The organism is Aerococcus urinae (assembly GCF_001543175.1).
GTDB lineage: Bacteria > Bacillota > Bacilli > Lactobacillales > Aerococcaceae > Aerococcus > Aerococcus urinae.
In genome coordinates, this window is record NZ_CP014161.1 from 860,289 (window position 1) to 876,317 (window position 16,029).

General features: G+C 38.4%; 15 protein-coding genes, 1 tRNA gene and 1 riboswitch. Of the genes, 14 read left to right on the forward strand and 2 right to left on the reverse strand.

Translation table 11 applies throughout. The annotated features are described in order from the left end of the window. Window position 1: 1 nt before the first annotated feature. The 13 genes from addA (at window position 2) to AWM73_RS04070 (ending at window position 12,700) form a co-directional block, all read left to right on the forward strand. A complete protein-coding gene (gene addA, locus AWM73_RS04010; protein WP_060778184.1) occupies window positions 2–3,850 on the forward strand; it encodes a helicase-exonuclease AddAB subunit AddA in 3,849 nt (1,282 codons plus the stop codon). 74 nt (window positions 3,851–3,924) lie between these two features. Then, window positions 3,925–3,995, forward strand: a tRNA-Gly gene (locus AWM73_RS04015). Between the two features lie 67 nt (window positions 3,996–4,062). Beyond that, window positions 4,063–4,653, forward strand: a complete 591-nt coding sequence (locus AWM73_RS04020; protein WP_060778185.1) for a ribonuclease H1 domain-containing protein — start codon at window positions 4,063–4,065, stop codon at window positions 4,651–4,653. 22 nt (window positions 4,654–4,675) lie between these two features. Then, the gene (gene lspA, locus AWM73_RS04025) at window positions 4,676–5,125 is read left to right on the forward strand and encodes a signal peptidase II (protein ID WP_082702853.1); all 450 of its coding nucleotides are present in this window, start codon (window positions 4,676–4,678) and stop codon (window positions 5,123–5,125) included. Window positions 5,126–5,129: 4 nt separating this feature from the next. Continuing rightward, entirely contained in the window at window positions 5,130–6,077 is a 948-nt protein-coding gene (locus tag AWM73_RS04030; protein ID WP_060778187.1) for an RluA family pseudouridine synthase, read from the forward strand. A 92-nt stretch (window positions 6,078–6,169) separates the two neighbouring features. Continuing rightward, the gene (locus tag AWM73_RS04035; protein ID WP_013669734.1) at window positions 6,170–6,388 is read left to right on the forward strand and encodes a YneF family protein; all 219 of its coding nucleotides are present in this window, start codon (window positions 6,170–6,172) and stop codon (window positions 6,386–6,388) included. 98 nt (window positions 6,389–6,486) lie between these two features. Beyond that, window positions 6,487–7,143: a lysophospholipid acyltransferase family protein gene (locus AWM73_RS04040; protein ID WP_060778188.1), complete on the forward strand. Its 657-nt coding sequence runs from the start codon at window positions 6,487–6,489 to the stop codon at window positions 7,141–7,143. 537 nt (window positions 7,144–7,680) lie between these two features. Further along, window positions 7,681–8,646 (forward strand): ABC transporter substrate-binding protein, encoded by a 966-nt coding sequence (locus AWM73_RS04045; protein ID WP_060778189.1) that lies wholly within the window; start codon window positions 7,681–7,683, stop codon window positions 8,644–8,646. A 378-nt stretch (window positions 8,647–9,024) separates the two neighbouring features. After that, a complete protein-coding gene (locus AWM73_RS04050) occupies window positions 9,025–10,074 on the forward strand; it encodes a PTS transporter subunit IIC (RefSeq protein WP_060778190.1) in 1,050 nt (349 codons plus the stop codon). Between the two features lie 118 nt (window positions 10,075–10,192). Beyond that, window positions 10,193–10,287: riboswitch (TPP riboswitch) on the forward strand. 25 nt (window positions 10,288–10,312) lie between these two features. Continuing rightward, on the forward strand, window positions 10,313–10,852 hold the full coding sequence (thiW, locus tag AWM73_RS04055) for an energy coupling factor transporter S component ThiW (RefSeq protein ID WP_060778191.1): 540 nt from the start codon (window positions 10,313–10,315) through the stop codon (window positions 10,850–10,852). 112 nt (window positions 10,853–10,964) lie between these two features. Then, entirely contained in the window at window positions 10,965–11,501 is a 537-nt protein-coding gene (hpt, locus tag AWM73_RS04060; protein WP_060778192.1) for a hypoxanthine phosphoribosyltransferase, read from the forward strand. Between the two features lie 189 nt (window positions 11,502–11,690). After that, window positions 11,691–12,374 (forward strand): AzlC family ABC transporter permease, encoded by a 684-nt coding sequence (locus AWM73_RS04065; RefSeq protein WP_060778193.1) that lies wholly within the window; start codon window positions 11,691–11,693, stop codon window positions 12,372–12,374. After that, window positions 12,371–12,700, forward strand: coding sequence for a branched-chain amino acid transporter permease (locus tag AWM73_RS04070; RefSeq protein ID WP_060778194.1), 330 nt, complete (start codon window positions 12,371–12,373; stop codon window positions 12,698–12,700). The genes AWM73_RS04065 and AWM73_RS04070 overlap by 4 nt, the downstream gene beginning before the upstream one ends. Window positions 12,701–12,783: 83 nt before the next feature. Here the strand turns inward: AWM73_RS04070 and AWM73_RS04075 are convergent, their stop codons facing one another. After that, window positions 12,784–13,920: a pyridoxal-phosphate-dependent aminotransferase family protein gene (locus tag AWM73_RS04075; protein ID WP_060778195.1), complete on the reverse strand. Its 1,137-nt coding sequence runs from the start codon at window positions 13,918–13,920 to the stop codon at window positions 12,784–12,786. Between the two features lie 167 nt (window positions 13,921–14,087). On the opposite strand from AWM73_RS04075, the gene AWM73_RS04080 reads away from it, so the two are divergent. Continuing rightward, the gene (locus tag AWM73_RS04080; RefSeq protein WP_060778196.1) at window positions 14,088–14,876 is read left to right on the forward strand and encodes an enoyl-CoA hydratase/isomerase family protein; all 789 of its coding nucleotides are present in this window, start codon (window positions 14,088–14,090) and stop codon (window positions 14,874–14,876) included. 80 nt (window positions 14,877–14,956) lie between these two features. Here AWM73_RS04080 and AWM73_RS04085 read toward each other — a convergent pair whose 3' ends face one another. Then, window positions 14,957–15,898, reverse strand: coding sequence for a LysR family transcriptional regulator (locus AWM73_RS04085; RefSeq protein ID WP_060778197.1), 942 nt, complete (start codon window positions 15,896–15,898; stop codon window positions 14,957–14,959). Between the last annotated feature and the right edge of the window lie 131 nt (window positions 15,899–16,029).

The window sequence follows — 16,029 nt, forward strand, 5'->3', positions numbered from 1 at the left end:
GGTGGAAATACCAATTAAACCGCAAAATGCAACTTATACGGACCAACAATGGTCTGCTATTCATTTAAACCAGCATAATTTATTACTTTCGGCCTCAGCTGGCTCAGGAAAAACCCGGGTCTTGGTTGAGAGAATTATTAATCAAGTGAAAAGTGGGCGTAAGTTATCCGAACTCTTAGTGGTTACTTTTACCGAATTAGCTGCTAAGGAAATGAAAGAACGTATTGAGAAAAGCCTAAAAGATGAAATTAACCGTGAGCTAGATAATCAAAAAAGATTTCATCTCCAAAGAGAAGTTCAAGCCCTGCCCCAAGCGAATATCTCGACCATTGATGCTTTTTGTCGGCAAGTGATCAATCGCTACTATTATCTAATTGATCTGGATCCTAAATTTCGCCTAGTGACCGATGAGACGGAATGGTTACTTTTTTATGAGAAAGTTTGGAAAAAGTTAAAAGAAGACCTTTTAGACCGTGAAAGTGATATTTATGGCGATTATCATGATGAATTTGTGATCCTCAGCAATAATTATTCAGATGGCCGGCAAGCCAGTGATGAAAAGCTTAGCCAGTTAATTTTTGATTTGTATAATAAGGCACGGTCTCACGCCAACCCTAAGGGCTGGCTCCAAGAAGCCTTAAAGTATTATCAAACTGATGAGACTTATTCAAAAAGCAATTTTTACCGTCAGGAGCTGGTCCCTTATTTATCTCAGCTACTGGAAAATCGCTATATCAAAGCCTTTACTGCCTATGAAGAAAGTATTCCCAGTCAAGGTCTAGTAGGAGATGAAAGAGGCGAAGGCATTCAGAAATTAATTGCTGGTATCCAAGAACAAAAGCAGTTTTTTATCCATTTAAAAGACCTGCTAGAAAACAAGGACTATCAAGCAACCTATGAGTATTTTAACAACCGGCCCAAATTTGCTTTTATTAACTACAAGGTTAAGGCCAAGTCTCCAGCTATGGATCAAAAAAAGGCCCTAAGATCTGCTTATAGTCAACTGCTAAAAGACTTACAATTAAATGCTAAAATCAACCAAACTGACCTTTATAAATTTCTAGCCTTTGATGAAGAGACCACAAATAAAATGCTGGAAGAGAGCCACCGCTTAGCTTCCGCCATTGTCCATTTGTGTCAGTTATTCATTGACCGCATGCAAGCAAAAATGCTTGAAGAAAAGCAGCTGGACTTTCAAGCCATTGAATTATATACTTATCAAATTTTAAGTCTGACTGATCCCGACAAGAATGAAGCCCTGCTTTATTATCAGTCCCGCTTTAAAGAAGTCATGGTCGATGAGTATCAAGACGTCAATGGCCTGCAAGAGGCGATCATTCAAGCGGTTAGTCAAGAAGATCGTTCCCATAATCGCTTTATGGTAGGGGATGTGAAGCAAAGTATCTATCGCTTCCGCTATGCCGACCCTAAATTATTTATGGACAAGTACCAGCGCTATGCTAACTTTGACGATCAAACGTCGCCTTTTGAGGAGCCTTCTTATCGAATCAATCTAGCGGAAAATTTCCGTAGTCGCCCTGAGATATTAAGCTTTGTCAACTTTGTGTTTTCTCAATTAATGGACGAAACAATTGGTGGAGTCGATTATCTTTCTGAAGGACAGTTAAGTGTGGGAGCCACTTGGTACCCAGACCTAGAAGGCTATGAAACGGAAGTCTTATTAGTTGAAGAAAATGAGGATTACCGTCAAAGCTTGGATAGCAATCAAGAACTGTCTCGAACCGAACTCCAAGCAGAAGTGATTGCCCAAAAAATAATTTCGCTCATGCAAAAGGGCTTTAAGATTTATGATAAGGACGCAACTAGTGAAGATAAGATGCGCCCGCTACGCTATAGTGATATTGTTATTTTAGGAAGCAATCGTACTTTTTATCAGGATTTAGAAAACATTTTAACTCAATACGATATACCGATTATGCAAGACAAAAAGCAAAATTATTTCCAACGGACTGAAATAATGACCATGGTAGAGCTATTGAAATTAATTGATAATCCTTATCAAGATATTCCTTTGGCAGCAGTATTACGGTCACCAATTATTGGCTTGACTGAACCAGAAATGGCCAAGATACGCATGGCTGAGCGCGAGGGGACTTATTTTGAAGCGGTCCAATCTTATATTGATTCTCACCAAAATGAAAGGGATAATGACCTACTTAATAAACTCCAACAACTGCTCGATTGGCTCCAGTTTTGGCGTAGTTTTACCAAAGAGCATTCGATAGCTCAATTAATTTGGCAAATCTACCAAGATACAGGCTATTTAGACTATGTGAGTGGGATGACCAATGGTTTACAACGCGAAAGTAACTTACACGGCTTATATAAAAGAGCCTATGATTTTGAGGAAAAGCAATTCAGGGGCCTTTTTCAGTTTATTCGTTTCATTGAAAAAATGCAGGAACGCGAGAAGGACTTAGAAAGTCCACAGACCATCGATCTCAATCAAAATGCAGTCCAATTAATGACCGTCCATGCCAGTAAAGGACTAGAATTCCCGCTTGTTTTTTACTTCAATATGGCTAAGGGATTCAATGTCGACGATCTGAAGAATGAACTGTTGATTAATGACCAAATAGGTATTGGGGTTAAAGTAAAAGACCGTTTCAATGGCATTAGCTATAACAATCCGATTCGTTTGCTGGCTGAACACTATGAGCGCCTTGAACTTAGTGCAGAGGAACAACGTAAGTTATATGTGGCCTTAACCCGGGCTGAGCAAAAACTTTATCTAGTAGGCGCGACAGAAGCCCGAGATAAAACTTTTGATCAATGGATTAAATGGGCCGACTTGAGTCAAAAAAATCAGGTCATCGATGAGAGTCTACGCGCTATTTCTAATCAAAGCGATAATATCCAAAAATGGATCGGAACTTCAATTGCCCGCCATCCGGATTTTAGAAATAAAAGTCATTATGACCAGGTCCCACAATCTAGCTATCAAAGCGTGACTACGGATTTTTATATCCAGGTGGTCAATGAGGAAGAACTCTTAACCCACACAGCCTTTCAAAATATTCAGCTTGCGCCCGAAAAGGCAAGTGTTGAGGGAGAGAATGCTCAAACAGAGATTATTTCATCGCCCTTGGACTATGACTATCCTTATCGGGAAGCTAGTCAGACGAGTAGTTATCAGTCAGTGTCGGAATTAAAGCGGCTGTTTGAGGAACCAGAAGATGGCCGTCAAATGCAGTGGCGCTATTCAAATAATCAGAGTGAAGCAGTGCAAGGTCTGCGGTTTACTCCGAGTCACTATCCCGCTCCAGAATTTATTCAGAGCCAAGCGGAACATAGCCCTACTGAGCATGGCTCAGCCGTTCATTTACTTCTCCAAGCCATGAACTTAAAGGCTATGCCTAGTTTCGACTCACTATCCGAAAGCTATAAGGACTTAGTTGCTAAGGAACTGCTCGAAGAAAGTAGTTTAAGTGAGGCTGATTTAAAGCAGTTATTGGCTTTCTTTGAAACACCTATGGGTAAGAGAATTATTCATCCTAAGAGCCAAGTTTACCGGGAACAGCCTTTTTCCTATTTACTGCCTTATCGCCAACTAAAGTCCTCTACTGGGCTAGCCCCCAATGATAAGGTCCTCATTCACGGAATCATTGATGGATTTCTCATTGATGAAAATGACCAGGTATGGCTGTTTGACTATAAAACCGACCATATTGGCTATTTACCCGCTAAAGAGCAAAGGCAAGCCCTGTTGAAACGCTACCGTGTCCAAATGTCACTTTATAAAAAAGCTTTAACTTCAATTTTAGAACGACCGGTGGATTATGCGGTCTTGATAGCCCTGGATTCTTTAGAGACTTTCCTGGTGGAATAAAAATTAAATAAATCTTGCTTTAAAGGGGATAAACATGCTATAATAACTTTTGTTGAAAAGAGCATGTTTGTTCTGCGGGTGTAGTTTAGTGGTAAAACTGCAGCTTCCCAAGCTGTCGTCGCGAGTTCGATTCTCGTCACCCGCTTTATATTGACTATTAAAGTGAGACTAGCTTGTCTCACTTTTTATTTGTATTTAAAAGGAGAGTTAATGTGAAATACTATGCGGTAAAAAAAGGGCGAAAAACGGGAATTTTCACTGATTGGCCAACTTGTAAAAAAGCCATCGATAAGTACCCCAATGCCGTCTATAAATCCTTTAGCAGTCAAGCAGCAGCGGAGAACTTTTTAAGCGATCAAGGTAGTCAACCTGTCAGGGTCGATTCTAATGACCAGGTTTTAGCTTATGTTGATGGTAGTTTCATGACTACCAATAATCGATATGGTTTTGGTGGGATTCTCCTTTACCAAGGCGAAGAATATACCTTCTTTGGTGGTGGCGATGATCCAGAATTAGTTAAAATGCGCAATGTCGCTGGGGAAATGATGGCCAGTATGCGGGCTGTGAAAGCGGCAATTAAATTAGAAGCTAAAGCAATCCTTATTCATTTTGATTATCAAGGAATTGAAAAATGGGTTACTGGCGAATGGCAAGCTAAAAATGAATTTACTCAGTCATACCGCCAATTTATGTTAGATAAAGAAAAAGAAATTAAGATTCATTTTGTTAAGGTCAAGGCCCACTCAAACGATCATTATAACGATATAGCTGACCAGCTTGCTAAGAAGGGTGCACTTAACTAAAATAAGTTAAAGGAGTTCAATCATGTTTTTTTATCTCTTAAGCGTTATCTTAGTGATTATTGATCAAATGATAAAAGCGTGGACGGTGAATCATATCGCCTTAAATGAAACGATCCCTTTTATTCCCAATCTTTTATCCTTACATTACTTACAAAATAGTGGGGCAGCCTGGGGAATGCTTGCTGGTCATATGTGGTTATTTATTCCCATTACTTTACTTGTTAGTGGCTTAATCATTTATTATTACCACCATGACAATGTCCACCATCCCTTATATGTGACCAGTTTATCCTTATTACTTGCAGGGGCGGTTGGAAATTTTATTGACCGTGTTCGTTTGGGTTATGTCGTGGATATGTTTAAACTAGAGTTTATGGATTTTCCCGTTTTTAATTTTGCGGATACTTGTTTAAGTTTGGGAGTTATTATCTTTATCATTTACTTATTATTCTTTGAATCAAAAGAGGAGTGATTTCATGCTTGAGAAAAGCTATGAATATCATGATGATCAGAGCCTGCGTTTGGATCGTTATTTGAGTCAGCGTTTAGATAGTTATAGCCGTAGTGAGATAGCCCAATGGATTAAAACGGGTCGAGTGAAAGTGAATAAGCAAGTAGTTAAGCCCAGTTACCGTTTAAACCCTATGGATAAGATCGCCTTATCGATTGAGGAAGAACAAAAGCTTCCGATAGTGGGAGAACCGCTTGATCTAGACATCGTTTATGAAGATGAAGATCTCTTAGTGATTAATAAAGCCAAAGGAATGGTCGTTCATCCCTCCAAGGGCCATTTAAGCGGGACCTTAGTCAATGCCTTATTAGCCTATGCCCAAAAAAATCATTTTACATTGAGTGACTTAGGGGACTATTATCGCCCAGGAATTGTTCATCGGCTGGATAAAGATACCAGTGGCCTAATGGTAGTCGCCAAATCAGACCAAGCTTACCAAGCTTTGCTTGAAGACTTGGCTAATCACCAAGTAGATAGAAAATATCTTGCCCTGATTTACGGTCATTTGCCGGATAAACAGGGGACGATTGATATTCCCTTGCGTCGTCATTCTAAAGACCGGATGCGTTATGTGGGCGACCCTTTAGGTAAAGAAGCAGTGACCCATTTTAAGCAAATCGCTCAAGCGGAAAACTATGCCTTGCTGCGCTTAAGTTTGGAAACTGGTCGTACTCACCAGATCAGGGCCCACTTAGCTTACTTGGACCATCCTGTTGTCGATGACCCACTCTATGCCAAAGCCTATCAGCAGCGATTTTTTAGCCAGCAGGGACAATGTCTCCATGCCTATGAAATATCATTCAATCACCCGATCACTAAAGAAAAACTTAGCTTTCAGGTTAATCCGCCTAAGAACTTTATGACCATATTAGATAAGGCTCTACCTAACTATGATTTACAGTTGGAGGAATAGAAGCCTTGGAGGCTATAATTTTCTTAAACTTGGCAAGTCAGATAATTTTTAGTACAATTAAAAAGATGTTTATATAGAGGGGGAAATCATTCATGTCAAATTTTGCTTGGATTATTATTATCATTATTACTTTGATTATCGGTATGATCTTAGGTTTCTTTATTGCTCGTCGTTATATGATGAACTATTTCCAAGATAACCCACCAATTTCAGCTGATATGATTCGGACGATGATGGCACAAATGGGGCAAAAACCTTCCGAAAAACGTGTCCAACAAATTATTAATTCCATGAAAAAAACGAAAAAATAATCTTTAGGAGGTTGGAGGAATTCCAGCCTCTATTTCTTTTATCTTTTTTTAAATGGCTAGCATAGTTGATGCTTGAAAATCTTAGCGAGGTGACAAAGATGTGGTTTTACTACTTTATGGCTTACTTGGTTAAAGCTTTAATTCGAATTGTTAATGGAAAACCAGAACTTTCCTATCATGAAGACTATGATCCTGACCAACACTATTTAATTGTTGCGCCCCACCGCAGCATACTTGATCCGGTAATTATCGGTATCCATACCTTACCTAAACCGGTTCATTTCTTAGCCAAGCAGGAACTATTCTCATCCGCTTTGGTCAATTGGTGTTTAGACCACTTAGGCGTTATGCCAGTTGATCGGGAAAATCCAAGTATGGCTTCATTAAAAACAGCGGTAACAGAACTTAAAAAAGGTGAAGACAACGTTGGACTTTTTCCTACTGGATCTCGTTATTCGACAGAAATTAAGGATGGGGCAGCCGTACTAGCAAAAATGGGTAAGGTAGATATTTTACCTGTTGCCTATCAAGGACCAATTCATATTTCTGGACTCTTTTCAAGAAAGTCAAAAAATCGGGTAAAGTTCAGAGTGGGAAAACCCATCTACTTGCCTGCTGGAAAGAAGTTATCAAAAGAAGAACTCAGTGAAATTGACCAGCAGATTGGGCAGGCTTTTCAAGAAATTGACCAGGCGATTGATCCTAATTATCACTATGATGTTGAAGAAGCTATCCGAGAACGGGATCGAAAATAAGAATTCCTATGGCTAGGTCAGGCTATAGCTGTAAAAATCTAATAGCGAGAATGATTTCTTCACATACTAAAACAGCTTAGTTTATAGAATAAAAATTTATATTTTAAATTATAAGTTGACTTTAACTTAAAAAATGTTTATGATTGTTAAAACAGCTTAAGAAAGGAGCATGTGACTATGTCAGTTAAATATCTTATCAACCAGAGCGCATGCTCTACTTATCAAAATGTACGATTTTACTTTAGCTATTTTAGATAGCGTTTGTACTATGGAGCATCATAGATACAAACGTCAAACTCAAGTTTGTATCTATGATGGCTAAGGATCTTAAGCGTGTCTAGCCCTCATAGAATGGATAAATTCTAAATGGGCTAATACCACAATTAATATATGCTATTATTCAGCCCATTTAGTTTTTTCCAAACTAGGTGGGCTTTTTTTATACCTTTTTAGGGAGTGATAGTATGGAAGGTCCGTTTAACAATCAGAGAAAATAGCAAGTTAATCGTTTTTATATCGAATTATGGAGGAAAAATCATGAAAAAATATTTACGTTATCTCGCAGCTGGTTTATTAACTTGTACATTAGCCGCTTGTTCCAACCAAGGCAATGAAAGTAGTAAGGATAAAGTTGATGTGGGGATCATCCAATACATGGAACATGATTCCTTACAAAAAGCTAAGGAAGGTTTCCAAGATAGGCTCAAAGAAGCTGGTTATGAAGAAGGTAAGAATTTAGAGATTGAATTCCATAACTCCCAAGGTGACCAGTCAAACCTGCAAAGTATTACCCAACAATTAAAAGGGAAGAAGGATTTAATTTTAAGTATTGCTACGCCAGCTGCCCAAGCCATGTTGAATACAGACAAGAAGACCCCGCAATTATTTACAGCAGTTACTGATCCTGTCGGCGCTAAATTAGTTGAAAGTAAGGAAAAACCAGGTAAAAATATGACCGGCACGAGTAACTTGACCCCTGTTGGAGATGTGGTTAATTTATTATTAAAGGCTGATCCAAGTATAAAAACAATTGGTATCTTGTATAATTCAAGTGAAATGAACGCGCAAGTTCAATATGAACAAGCCAAGGAATATATTGAGTCCAAGGGCTTAAAAGTCGAAAGTATGACAGTGACGTCAACTAACGATGTGCAACAAGCGACTAAAATCTTAGCTGAAAAAGTTGATGGCATCTACCTTCCAACAGATAACACCATTGCTAATACCATTCAAACCATTGGAAAGGTCCTAATGGAAACTAAGACGCCGTCAGTAGCCGCTTTCGATGCCGCTATCGAAGGGTCTCTATGTGCCTATGGGGTAGACTACTATAAATTAGGTCAACAAACTGGAAATATGGCTGTTGATATCCTTAAAGGAGATAAAAAACCTGCGGACATTCCAGTAGAAATGTCTAAGGACATGGTCATTAAGGTAAACGATGAAATGGCTGCTGCCTTGGGAATGGACAGTGAGGAATTGAAGGCGCGTTTAAAAGGATAGTGAATAAAATTATTTAGAACAAATGAAAGATAAATAGCCAGACTAGAGGAATTTAGAAGAGGTCAAGAAGAGAAGAAAGTCAAAGCAATGTTAAAAGGTCTGACCTGCCGCAAACGACCAGGTAGCTTAAAAATCCTTGTAAAAGAGACCAGTCGGGTGACCTAGCGTATCGCTTTCTTATGTAAGAAGTATTGGCCTATATCTATAAGAACTGTAGCATGTGAATTAGGGCAGCCCAGAGCTGCCTTTTTAATGTTAACTAATAATATAAAAATAAATAATCTTTTTATATATTCAGGCATTTGTTGAAAATTTCAAGATTTTATCATGTTTTCATGATAAGATGTTAAAAATACTTTAAAGAAAGAAGGTTAATTAATGCAGAATTTAAAAATTAAGGATATTTTTAACCAAGTTTTAAATGGGGCGTCAACTGGTATTGTTATTGGTTTAATTCCTAGTGCTATACTGGGCGCTTTGACCCGATCTTGGCTCAGTTCACCCGGAATTTTGGCTGACTTTGCCGGCTCAATCCAGGCCTTTCAATTTGCTGTTCCCTTTTTAGTGGGACTCTTTGCTGCCTTGCAATTAAATATGAAAGGCATGGAGATTGCTGCTATGGCAGGAGCTGCGTTTTTAGGAAGTGGGGCAGCTCGCTTAGTTGATGGCGCTTGGGCGCTCAAGGGAACAGGAGACTTAATAAACACGATTATTACCGTATTTATTGCTGCTATTTTCATTAAACTTTATAACAATCGCTGGCAAAGTCTCAATATTGTGATTCTTCCTTTATTGGGTGGAATTTTACCTGGTTTTATCGGTCGCTTAATCCTACCTCTGGTTAGTCAACTGACTTTACTTTTAGGCCAGGGGATTGCTCATCTTACAAAGATCCAACCATTAATTATGGCAATATTAATCGCTATTGCCTTTGCCATTATCATCGTTACGCCTCTATCCAGTGTTGCTATCGCTTACGCGGTATCCATTAGTGGTCTAGCGGCTGGTGCAGCTAACTTAGGGATTGTAGCTGTTGTATTTACATTTCTCTATGCCTCTTCACGAGTTAACAGTAATGGGATTACTTTTTCATTATTATTTGCTGGGCCAAAATTATTTATGGCCAATTACTTACAAAACCTAAAAATGACCTTGCCTATTGTGATTAATGCAGGGGTAGTTGGTTTCTTTGGTTATTTATTTAATATTCAGGGGACAACAGAATCAGCGGGCTTTGGTATCACTGGTTTATCCGGACCAATCAACGCCTATTACTTTATGGATGGTAATGCATTGGTTAATATTCTAGTTCTCTGCCTTACCTACGTAGTAGTGCCTTTGGCGATTTCTATTATTACCCATCAGACTTTTACCCGTATGGGGATTTATGATGAGAGCATTTATATTTACCATGCACCAGAACATTAAAAAGCCCTAGCAATAAAAGACAATCGTTTTAAGAAATGCCTTTATTGAGTCGCTTTTAAAAAATAGTTGAAAAGGCTTGTTTAATTTTTATTTATGACATATGATGAGTAAGTAAAATACTATTAATTAGGGGAGCCACGGCTGAGAGGATTTATATCGACCCTTTAACCTGATCAAGGTAATGCTTGCGTAGGTAGTCTTTTTTTGTGCTCTCCTTTATCTTTTAGGAGGGAATTTTATGAATAGGAAATCAAGTCCATTGATTTTAGTAACGGTAGCAATGTTTGTGGCCATTGGGGTGGTTATTTCTCCGATCTTTCGAGTAGAGGGCTTTGCCCCTACCGCCCACTTTGTTAATGTGGTTTGTTCGGTTTTATTGGGCCCTTGGTATAGTTTGTTAAATGCAATTCTGACTGCAATTATCCGGATGAGTCTTTTTTCGGTACCTCCGTTAGCGCTCACTGGCCAAGTTTTTGGTGCTGTGCTTTCGGGAATACTATATCGTCTCTTTAATGGCTCTATCCTTGCTTGTGTGCTTGGTGAAATTATCGGCACAGGGATAATCGGGGCCATTGCTTCCTATCCAGTAATGGCACTTCTATTGGGAAAAACAGGGATTACTTGGCTCTTCTATGTGCCTAGTTTTCTAGTTGCCACAATTATTGGTGGTGTCTTAGCTTATTTCTTCTTAGTCACCTTACGTCAAACCGGTTTGCTTTATAAAATGCAAAAACGCCTAGGGATCAATGTTTATGATTCTTCTAAGAAAAAGGCTTAAATTAGCCACAGTTAAAGCTAAAGTACTCAACTTTTTCTGCGCCTTTAACTTTTATCTGTTATTATAAGATCACAAGAGTGAATAAGAGATTAGAGAATTAGGAGCTTTTTTAATGGATAATTTAATGGAAGAAATACTTATTCCCCAAGCGGAATTATTAAAACGTATCGAAGAATTAGCCAAGGATATTGCCCAAGAGTATCAGGATAAGAATCCTTTACTGGTTTGTGTCTTAAAGGGGGGCATGCCCTTTATGGCTGATTTAATGAAACAAATGGATATCCTTCTTGAAATTGACTTTATGGATGTTTCTAGTTACGGCGATGCCTTTGAATCCAGTGGCGAAGTAAAAATAATAAAGGATTTATCGGTCCCTGCAAAAGGGCGTCATATATTATTTGTTGAAGATATCGTAGATACCGGGAGAACCTTAAGCTATCTGTATAAGGTCTTAAAATCCCGCCAGGCAGCTTCCATAAAAACTGTTTCTTTATTGGATAAACCGAGTCGACGCAAAAAGGATTTTCAAGCAGATTGGATCGGCTTTGAAATTCCGGATAAGTTTGTGGTCGGTTATGGTCTAGACTATAAGGGCCAATTGAGAAACTATCCTAATATAGCTGTTTTAAAAGAAGAGGTCTATTCTTAACTATATATTTCTACTTAATAATGTGAACTGGGAATTTGTCCCAGTTTTTTCTTATTGGCTAAATAAGCTAAAGCTATCAGGACTGATTGAAAAAGATCATGACTGGATAAGTTATCTGTGATTTATTTTCTCTTATAACTATATTATCCTGTAAGATAGAATCAATTAATATAGAAAAGAGGTCTGGAAATGAAAGAAGCGCTTAAGTTTGCCTTCCCCAAAACCATCCCGATTATGATGGGGTACTTATTCTTGTCACTATCTTTTGGTTTATTAGCGACAAGTTCAGGCATTCACCCCTTATTAACCCTCTTAATGAGCCTAATTATTTATGGGGGCTCGATTCAATTTGCCGGTATTAATGTCTTGTTGGGAGCCTATGATCCCTTTGCCGCTTTTATGCTAGCTGTTATGGTGAATGCGAGACACATGTTTTATGGCATTACCCTGTTAGAAAGTTATCAGTCCCTAGGGTGGAAAAAATACTATAGCATTTTTGCTTTGTCTGATGAAACTTTCTCGCTGACAGCTTCGGTTAATGTTCCCGATCATATTGATAAGTCTTGGGTCTACTTTTTGATCAGTTTACTCGACCAGCTTTACTGGATTGTTGGAACAGTTCTGGGGATTTTCTTAGGGAATTTTATCAGTTTCAGCTTAAGAGGAATTGAGTTTATTTTAACGGCATTATTTATAAGTATTTTTGTCGACCAATGGCAGCAAAGTGCTAACCATAGACCACAAATTATTGCTCTAGCCACTGGAATAATTTGTTTATTGATTGTTGGGCCCAACAGCTTCTTGATTCCAGCAATGTTAATTATTATTGCCATATTCTTTTTTGTCTTTTTGCGTGAGGAGGAAGAAAGATGAGCTTTAACCAACAGTTAATAACTGTCATTCTATTGGCCTTGGGAACTGCCTTAACCCGTTTTATTGTCTTTGTGGTTTTTTCGAAAAACCAAGTTCCTCCTCGCTTTGTCACTTATTTAGGTAAGGTGCTTCCTGCCGCTGCCATCAGCCTCTTAGTGGTTTATTCCCTACAATCAAGCCCCCTCTTGGCTTATCCCTATGCTTTGCCTGAGCTGATTGCTATCGTTGTGACAATCCTGCTTCAGGCTAAGACCCACCGCTCTTTAATGAGTATCGCTGGCGGAACCCTGTCTTATATGTTCTTAGTTCAAGTGGTTTTCCCGTAATTCTTTAAAAGTTAAGCTAGGGAAGAGTTAATAACATAATGTAATAAAAAACGGAGATCCATAAAAAGTGAATCTCCGTTTTTTTAATATTTTTTAGCAATGTCACTTAACATAAACTTTTCTTCGAGTTCTCCTTGGTATTTTATACCTAAATGATGAAAGGCTTTGTCTAGGGCGTGGTACATTTTTTGGAAATATTTGACTTCCATATTACTTCCCATATGGGCAATTCGCAGCAGCCCTTCGCCTTGGGGACCGTCGCCTTTAGTAATTAAAATACCTTCGTCCCTTACTAATTTCATCACATCCAGGCTTGCAACTGCTTCAGGGAGTAAAACACTGGTTAATGTATTTGAGGCATGGTCTTTAGCATATAGTTCAAAACCGGCCTCTTTAAATAATTGTCGGGTAGCTTCAGCCCATTTTTGATGCTTGTTGGCAAAATCACTGTCAATCGCTTGTTGAATAGCTACATCCATGGCGTAAATGGCCTGTTCATTCATTGTATAAGGAAAGTCGAAATGCGGGTCGTCAAAGCTGAGATAAGATTGGAAATTGGCGTAAAAGCTAGGGATAGGGGAATGTCGATTTTCCATATGCTCGATAGCGCGTTTAGAAAGGGTGACACTAGCCAAGCCTACAGGAGCGGAAAAGCATTTTTGACTACCACCAAGTAAGACATCCACTTTAGCTTGGTCAAAGTTAATATATTCGCCGCCAATTGCGGAAACTGAATCGACTATAGAGAGAATATCATAGCTATTTAAGATTTGACCGATGCCATGAATATCATTAGTGATGCCAGTGGGGGTTTCACAATGGACGAAAGTTGCCACCTGAAAATCGTGGTCGTCTTCTAGAAAGGCTTTTAAGTCATTTAAATCAATCCCACGGCGCCAGTCACTTTCATAAAGCACAACTCCTGCCTTAACAAAGTTGACAAAGTCTTGAAAGCCTTGACCATAAACCCCGTTACTAATCACCAAAACCCGGTCTCCTGGTTGGATGATAGAATTGACAGCAGCTTCTAGAGCCAATAGGGCTTCACCCACCATAAAAAAAGAGACAGCTTTGGTATGTAATAACTGTGATATTTTATTTTCAATCTGACGTTGATATTGGGTGTACTGGTGGTCAATATCAGGATTAGTTTTTAATTGACTATAGGCTTTAAGAACGGCTTGGGAGATATGAGTGGGTCCGGGACACAAGTTTAACATACGATCATTCCTTTCTAGTGAGTAGTTATTATCTCAAGTATAGCAAAGATTTGACATAAAGAAATAGTTATCGCTATACTAAAGAAAAGGAATTTGTGAAAGGGCTTTCGCCATGAGATAATGTAGTTGTGAAAACAAACACAATATTTTTAGAAGGAGTGACTCAAATGTCAGTTGTTGAGACTAAAGTTGAGAATAAAGTGGGGAAAATTATTCTAAGAAATGACCCGCTAAACATCTTGGAAATGGAACACTTACAATTGATTGAAGATGCCGTTCATGAAATGGATAACAACGATGAAGTAAGTGTTATTTATTTCACAATGGTTATGCAAAAAGAAGGAAAAATCTTTTCTGCTGGTATGGACCTCGATGAAATGCTAGCAACTCAAGAGGAAGAAAACGGGATTGAAAATTACTGTAAAGTATCTAAACGTAACTACTCCTGCTTCTACTATGCTAAAAAACCAGTAATCTATGTTTATGATGGCATTGTTCGCGGTGGCGGTTGTGAAATGTCACTCTTTGCTGACTACCGGATTGCTGGTGAAAAATTAAATATTGCCTTACCAGAAATCGGTATCGGTATTATCCCTGGTGGGGGCGGTACCCAAACACTTCAACGTTTAATTGGTGTTGCTAATGCGAAATCATTAATTTATACTGGCAGACCATTGAAAGCTGAAGAAGCTAAAGAAGTTGGCTTAGTTCAAAATGTCTTTCCATCTGACAGCTTGCAAGAAGAAGCAACTAAGATTGCTGAAAAAATGGCTAAGAATTCCCCGCAAGGTTTACAAGCAGCTAAACGTGCCATTAATGATGGGGCTCACTTACCTATCGATGAAGCCCTAGCCTTTGAAACCGAAGTCTTCATTGACAACTTCAAAACTGAAGATGCTGCTGAAGGAATTAAAGCCTTTAAAGAAAAACGTGAACCTAACTATAAGAATCGTTAATGGTGTAAGACCTGATTAACAGTAAATAAACGGATAAAGCTCCCCAACTTTTTATAAGGTTAGGGAGCTTTTGAATTTCCTTATTTTGTTGAGAAGGTAAATTTAGGACTGAGTTGGCGAAGAATATCCGTTGACGATTGAATAAATTCAACGATGGTTGGCGCTAGTGAACGATCTTGACGATGAGAGAATACATAGTCACACTTAAAAATATCACTATCAAAAACAAAGACGTTACAATCATTAAAAGTTGGCCAAGACATGCCTGTAACCGGTACAAAGGTTGCTCCTACTCCTTTTCTTGTTAAACCGACTGCCGAATAGACAGTAGAAGTTTCCAAAATAATATGTTGTTTTAGCCTTTTACGGTTATAAAATAAATCCACTAAACGTCTTAAGCCAAAATTATGGGGGAGTAAGACAAGGGGAAGATTATCTAATTTGTCAAGATCATAGGGGAAATGGGTGATCTCACTTCCATATTTTTCTTGATAGAGTGGGTTATTTTTAGGGACAATCAAATACATCTGGTCGCTATAGACATAGTGGTGTTGAAAAGCATTGTTTTCCATAGGAGCCATTTCAAAAGCGATATCAATCATGTGATTTTCAATTAAAGAATCAATGGTATCGGCATCCTCTTCATAAAATTCAAATTTAATTTCGGGATTTTTCTCAAGAAAGGGCGGAATAATTAAAGGTAAGATACTGCTGCCTAGAGCCGGATTAATTCCAAGTTTGATTTTTCCCTTTTTGTTTTTTGAGATCATATCAAATTCACTTAGCATATCAAGGTCGATTTCAGGCTTCCTGCGCAAATGATCCAAGTAACGTTCACCGGCATAAGTAATTTGAACGGAACGTGGTAAACGGGTGAAAAATTCTAATCCGTACTCACCTTCTAAACGACTCAACATTTTACTTAAATAAGGTTGTGATACATAGAGTTTTTCTGCAGCAGCAGTGATATTACCTTCGGCGACAATTGTTTCCATGAGTACTAAGGGTGTTATGTTAGACATTTTTAGAAACCTCCAAATAGTCAGTGCATGCTTAATGGTGGGTATAGTATAGCATAATTTTTTAGCTATAACAATATAGTTATTGATAGCGCTTTCATCTATTATTTCTATTTACCTTTCTTTTCCGATAT

Bases quoted from the DNA above. Each gene is read 5' to 3' on its own strand.
- lspA (WP_082702853.1), top strand. From the start codon at position 4,676: ATGTTTTTTTATCTCTTAAGCGTTATCTTAGTGATTATTGATCAAATG.
- AWM73_RS04085 (WP_060778197.1), bottom strand. From the start codon at position 15,898: ATGTCTAACATAACACCCTTAGTACTCATGGAAACAATTGTCGCCGAA.
- AWM73_RS04065 (WP_060778193.1), top strand. From the start codon at position 11,691: ATGAAAGAAGCGCTTAAGTTTGCCTTCCCCAAAACCATCCCGATTATG.
- thiW (WP_060778191.1), top strand. From the start codon at position 10,313: ATGAATAGGAAATCAAGTCCATTGATTTTAGTAACGGTAGCAATGTTT.
- AWM73_RS04075 (WP_060778195.1), bottom strand. From the start codon at position 13,920: ATGTTAAACTTGTGTCCCGGACCCACTCATATCTCCCAAGCCGTTCTT.
- AWM73_RS04030 (WP_060778187.1), top strand. From the start codon at position 5,130: ATGCTTGAGAAAAGCTATGAATATCATGATGATCAGAGCCTGCGTTTG.
- AWM73_RS04070 (WP_060778194.1), top strand. From the start codon at position 12,371: ATGAGCTTTAACCAACAGTTAATAACTGTCATTCTATTGGCCTTGGGA.
- AWM73_RS04035 (WP_013669734.1), top strand. From the start codon at position 6,170: ATGTCAAATTTTGCTTGGATTATTATTATCATTATTACTTTGATTATC.
- AWM73_RS04080 (WP_060778196.1), top strand. From the start codon at position 14,088: ATGTCAGTTGTTGAGACTAAAGTTGAGAATAAAGTGGGGAAAATTATT.
- AWM73_RS04040 (WP_060778188.1), top strand. From the start codon at position 6,487: ATGTGGTTTTACTACTTTATGGCTTACTTGGTTAAAGCTTTAATTCGA.
- hpt (WP_060778192.1), top strand. From the start codon at position 10,965: ATGGATAATTTAATGGAAGAAATACTTATTCCCCAAGCGGAATTATTA.
- AWM73_RS04045 (WP_060778189.1), top strand. From the start codon at position 7,681: ATGAAAAAATATTTACGTTATCTCGCAGCTGGTTTATTAACTTGTACA.
- AWM73_RS04050 (WP_060778190.1), top strand. From the start codon at position 9,025: ATGCAGAATTTAAAAATTAAGGATATTTTTAACCAAGTTTTAAATGGG.